This is a genomic window from Sulfurivirga caldicuralii, from assembly GCF_900141795.1.
Classification (GTDB): domain Bacteria; phylum Pseudomonadota; class Gammaproteobacteria; order Thiomicrospirales; family Thiomicrospiraceae; genus Sulfurivirga; species Sulfurivirga caldicuralii.
This window is the reverse complement of sequence record NZ_FSRE01000006.1, coordinates 1-5,511: the sequence shown is the minus strand read 5'-3', so window position 1 is coordinate 5,511 and position 5,511 is coordinate 1. Positions and strand designations below refer to the sequence as shown.

General features: G+C 54.9%; 2 tRNA genes and 3 rRNA genes. All 5 read left to right on the top strand.

Annotation, left to right across the window (positions count from 1 at the left end):
- Positions 1–325 precede the first annotated feature (325 nt).
- The 5 genes from BUQ81_RS08500 to rrf all read left to right on the top strand — a co-directional run bounded on the left by BUQ81_RS08500 (position 326) and on the right by rrf (position 5,480).
- A 16S ribosomal RNA gene (locus tag BUQ81_RS08500) occupies positions 326–1,872 on the top strand.
- A gap of 76 nt (positions 1,873–1,948) precedes the next feature.
- Positions 1,949–2,025 (top strand) — tRNA-Ile (locus BUQ81_RS08495).
- Between the two features lie 27 nt (positions 2,026–2,052).
- Positions 2,053–2,128, top strand: a tRNA-Ala gene (locus BUQ81_RS08490).
- 264 nt (positions 2,129–2,392) lie between these two features.
- Positions 2,393–5,275: ribosomal RNA gene (locus BUQ81_RS08485) — 23S ribosomal RNA — on the top strand.
- 90 nt (positions 5,276–5,365) lie between these two features.
- A 5S ribosomal RNA gene (rrf, locus tag BUQ81_RS08480) occupies positions 5,366–5,480 on the top strand.
- The 16S, 23S and 5S rRNA genes sit together here with 2 tRNA genes alongside, the layout of an rRNA operon.
- Positions 5,481–5,511: the final 31 nt, after the last annotated feature.

The window sequence follows — 5,511 nt, the reverse complement described above, 5'->3', positions numbered from 1 at the left end:
AAAAAACTTCTCAAAGCCTCTTGAAAGTTCTTCTGGAGTCACTATAATACGCGCTCCGCCAACGACGACAGAGGTTGAGTTGGCGAGTGAAAAAAGTCTCCAAAAGGACTTGAAAAAACCAAGAGCTCTTATATAATGTTGAGCTCTCGTTTCGCAAGAAACAACACAGCAAAAGTTCTTTAACAACATGGTTTTCAGAGGGAATTTATGTGGGCGCGCGCCTGGTGCGTGGGCCGCATAAATGAACTCAGACAGTAAGCTTTGGTTGCTGATTTATCAGTAATTGAAGCCCTGTCAATTCCGAGTTCAGCTTTGTTTAGGATTTAAACTGAAGAGTTTGATCCTGGCTCAGAATGAACGCTGGCGGCAGGCCTAAGACATGCAAGTCGAGCGGTAACAGAGGGGAGCTTGCTCCCCTGCTGACGAGCGGCGAACGGGTGAGTAACACGTGGGAACCTGCCCTCTGGTTGGGGATAACCTGGGGAAACCCAGGCTAATACCGAATAAGCTCTACGGAGGAAAGTGGGCCTCTGCTTGCAAGCTCACGCCAGAGGATGGGCCCGCGGCGGATTAGCTAGTTGGTGAGGTAACGGCTCACCAAGGCGACGATCCGTAGCTGGTCTGAGAGGATGATCAGCCACACTGGGACTGAGACACGGCCCAGACTCCTACGGGAGGCAGCAGTCGGGAATATTGGACAATGGGCGAAAGCCTGATCCAGCCATGCCGCGTGTGTGAAGAAGGCCTGAGGGTTGTAAAGCACTTTCAGCAGGGAGGAAAAGCGTAGGGTTAATACCCCTGCGTCTTGACGTTACCTGCAGAAGAAGCACCGGCTAACTCTGTGCCAGCAGCCGCGGTAATACAGAGGGTGCGAGCGTTATTCGGAATTACTGGGCGTAAAGCGCGCGTAGGCGGATTTGCAAGTCGGGTGTGAAAGCCCCGGGCTCAACCTGGGAACTGCATCCGAGACTGCAAGTCTAGAGTACGGTAGAGGGTAGCGGAATTCCTAGTGTAGCGGTGAAATGCGTAGATATTAGGAGGAACACCAGTGGCGAAGGCGGCTACCTGGACCGATACTGACGCTGAGGTGCGAAAGCGTGGGGAGCAAACAGGATTAGATACCCTGGTAGTCCACGCCCTAAACGATGTCGACTAGCTGTTGGGCTCATTTAAGGGCTCAGTAGCGTAGCTAACGCGTTAAGTCGACCGCCTGGGGAGTACGGCCGCAAGGTTAAAACTCAAAGGAATTGACGGGGGCCCGCACAAGCGGTGGAGCATGTGGTTTAATTCGATGCAACACGAAGAACCTTACCCTCCCTTGACATCCCCGGAAGGCGCCAGAGATGGCGCTGTGCCTTCGGGAACCGGGTGACAGGTGCTGCATGGCTGTCGTCAGCTCGTGTCGTGAGATGTTGGGTTAAGTCCCGCAACGAGCGCAACCCTTGCCGTTAGTTGCCATCGGGTCATGCCGGGCACTCTAACGGGACTGCCGGTGATAAACCGGAGGAAGGCGGGGACGACGTCAAGTCATCATGGCCCTTATGGGAGGGGCTACACACGTGCTACAATGGGCAGGACAAAGGGTAGCCAACCCGCGAGGGGGAGCCAATCCCAAAAACCTGCTCGTAGTCCGGATTGCAGTCTGCAACTCGACTGCATGAAGTCGGAATCGCTAGTAATCGCGAATCAGCTATGTCGCGGTGAATACGTTCCCGGGCCTTGTACACACCGCCCGTCACACCATGGGAGTGGGCTGCACCAGAAGTGGCTAGTCTAACCTTCGGGAGGACGGTCACCACGGTGTGGTCCATGACTGGGGTGAAGTCGTAACAAGGTAGCCGTACCGGAAGGTGCGGCTGGATCACCTCCTTTAAGACGACAAAGCGACCCGCAAGCCAGGACGCGCGTCCACATAAATTAACTCTGAAAACCGAAGATAACCGAGTACGGGTCTATAGCTCAGTTGGTTAGAGCGCACCCCTGATAAGGGTGAGGTCGGTGGTTCAAATCCACCTAGACCCACCATCTACCAACTGAGGATAGCAAAGACATGGGGCTATAGCTCAGCTGGGAGAGCGCCTGCTTTGCACGCAGGAGGTCCGCGGTTCGATCCCGCGTAGCTCCACCACCTTACGCAATACGAACCGCTGATGGTTTTTGAAGCATTAAAAAATCATCAGCGGTTTATATTGCCGGAGAGAGTGCGGAATGCTAAAATTCCACTTCTCACCGGTTGATAAAACCGGAGCTCTTTAACAATCTGGAACAGATCTCAACACAACGAGATTGAGGTACACAGCCAGGCATCGAGCAATCGATGAACTGGAGAGTATCTCAAGCGCGAGCATTCAGCAACCAAGGTCGCACGACTCAGGTTTTTTCTGAGTTGTATGGTTAAGCGACTAAGGGTGTACGGTGGATGCCTAGGCGGTAGAAGGCGATGAAGGACGTGGTAGCCTGCGATAAGCCTCGGGGAGCTGGCAACAAGCTTTGATCCGGGGATTTCCGAATGGGGAAACCCACCGCATTAGCGGTATCCTGCTTTGCAGGAGGCGAACCCGGCGAACTGAAACATCTAAGTAGCCGGAGGAAAAGAAATCAACCGAGATTCCCTAAGTAGCGGCGAGCGAAAGGGGATTAGCCCGCACGATTTAGCCATTGGCTTAGCAGAACGGTCTGGAAAGTCCGGCGATACAGGGTGATAGCCCCGTATGCGAAAAGCCATTGGTGGAACTAAGCGTGCAAAGAGTAGGGCGGGACACGTGGAATCCTGTCTGAAGATGGGGGGACCACCCTCCAAGGCTAAATACTCTCTACCGACCGATAGTGAACCAGTACCGTGAGGGAAAGGCGAAAAGAACCCCGGGAGGGGAGTGAAATAGAACCTGAAACCGTGCACCTACAAGCAGTCAGAGCCCTTTATGGGTGATGGCGTACCTTTTGTATAATGGGTCAGCGACTTAATCTCAGTGGCAAGGCTAACCGACTAGGGGAGCCGTAGGGAAACCGAGTCTTAAATGGGCGCACAGTCGCTGGGATTAGACCCGAAACCGGGCGATCTATCCATGGCCAGGGTGAAGGCTGGGTAACACCAGCTGGAGGCCCGAACCCACTAATGTTGAAAAATTAGGGGATGAGCTGTGGATAGGAGTGAAAGGCTAATCAAGCTCGGAGATAGCTGGTTCTCCTCGAAAACTATTTAGGTAGTGCCTCGTGTCTCACTGCCGGGGGTAGAGCACTGTTATGGTCTAGGGGGCCGTCAAGGCTTACCAGCCCATGGCAAACTCCGAATACCGGCAAGTGCAATCACGGGAGACAGACGGCGGGTGCTAACGTCCGTCGTCGAGAGGGAAACAACCCAGACCGCCAGCTAAGGTCCCTAAACCATGCTCAGTGGGAAAGGAAGTGGGAAGGCTTAGACAGTCAGGAGGTTGGCTTAGAAGCAGCCACCCTTTAAAGAAAGCGTAATAGCTCACTGATCGAGTCGGCCTGCGCCGAAGATTTAACGGGGCTAAGCATGGTACCGAAGCTGCGGATGCCGCAAGGCATGGTAGAGGAGCGTTCCGTAAGCCTGCGAAGGTGTGTCGACAAGGCATGCTGGAGGTATCGGAAGTGCGAATGCTGACATGAGTAGCGATAAAGGGAGTGAAAAACTCCCTCGCCGAAAGCCCAAGGGTTCCTGCGCAACGCTAATCGGCGCAGGGTTAGTCGGCCCCTAAGGCGAGGCCGAAAGGCGTAGTCGATGGGAAACAGGTTAATATTCCTGTACCGCGCGTTACTGCGATGGGGGGACGGAGAAGGCTAGGTCAGCCAACTGCTGGAATAGTTGGTTCAAGCCTGTAGGCGGGCGTGCCAGGCAAATCCGGTGCGCCGCTAACGCCGAGAGGTGATGACGAGCTCCTACGGGAGCGAAGTGATTGATGCCATGCTTCCAGGAAAAGCCTCTAAGCTTCAGGTAACGCGTGACCGTACCCGAAACCGACACAGGTGGGCTGGACGAGAATTCCAAGGCGCTTGAGAGAACTCGGGTGAAGGAACTAGGCAAAATGGCACCGTAACTTCGGGAGAAGGTGCGCCGGCGGTAGGTGAAGCCCCTTGCGGGTGGAGCTGAGGCCGGTTGCAGAGACCAGGGGGCTGCGACTGTTTACTAAAAACACAGCACTCTGCAAACTCGAAAGAGGAAGTATAGGGTGTGACGCCTGCCCGGTGCCGGAAGGTTAAGTGATGGGGTTAGGCCTTCGGGCCGAAGCTCCTGATCGAAGCCCCGGTAAACGGCGGCCGTAACTATAACGGTCCTAAGGTAGCGAAATTCCTTGTCGGGTAAGTTCCGACCTGCACGAATGGCGTAACGATGGCCCCGCTGTCTCCACCCGAGACTCAGCGAAATTGAAATCGCAGTTAAGATGCTGTGTACCCGCGGCTAGACGGAAAGACCCCGTGAACCTTTACTACAGCTTTACACTGGACTCGGGTAATACTTGTGTAGGATAGGTGGGAGGCTGTGAAGCCAGGGCGCCAGCTCTGGTGGAGCCGTCCTTGAAATACCACCCTGGTATTATCTGGGTTCTAACCTCGGGCAGTTATCCTGCCCAGGGACAGTGTATGGTGGGTAGTTTGACTGGGGCGGTCTCCTCCTAAAGAGTAACGGAGGAGCGCGAAGGTACCCTCAGCACGGTCGGACATCGTGCATTGAGCGCAAGGGTAAAAGGGTGCTTGACTGCGAGACAGACACGTCGAGCAGGTGCGAAAGCAGGTCCTAGTGATCCGGTGGCTCTGAGTGGAAGGGCCATCGCTCAACGGATAAAAGGTACTCCGGGGATAACAGGCTGATACCGCCCAAGAGTCCATATCGACGGCGGTGTTTGGCACCTCGATGTCGGCTCATCACATCCTGGGGCTGAAGTCGGTCCCAAGGGTATGGCTGTTCGCCATTTAAAGTGGTACGCGAGCTGGGTTTAGAACGTCGTGAGACAGTTCGGTCCCTATCTGCCGTGGGCGTTGGAGAGTTGAGGGGGGCTGCTCCTAGTACGAGAGGACCGGAGTGGACGAACCTCTGGTGTTCCGGTTGTCGCGCCAGCGGCACTGCCGGGTAGCTACGTTCGGAAGGGATAACCGCTGAAAGCATCTAAGCGGGAAACCTGCCCCAAGATAAGCTCTCCCTGGATCCTTGAGATCCCTGAAGGGCCGTCCAAGACTAGGACGTTGATAGGCCGGGTGTGGAAGCGCAGCAATGCGTGAAGCTAACCGGTACTAATGACCCGTGAGGCTTAACCATACAACTCAAAAAGAACTTGAGTTGCGACAATGCGACGAGATCTGTTCCAGAATTTGCTGTGCTGAGCAATCAGCACTGGCTCCAGAATTGCCTGGGGACCATAGCGGCGTGGAACCACCTGATCCCATCCCGAACTCAGAAGTGAAACGCGCCAGCGCCGATGGTAGTGTGGGAGGTCCCATGCGAGAGTAGGTCATCCCCAGGCATTAAATACCAAACCCCGGTCGTCACAAACG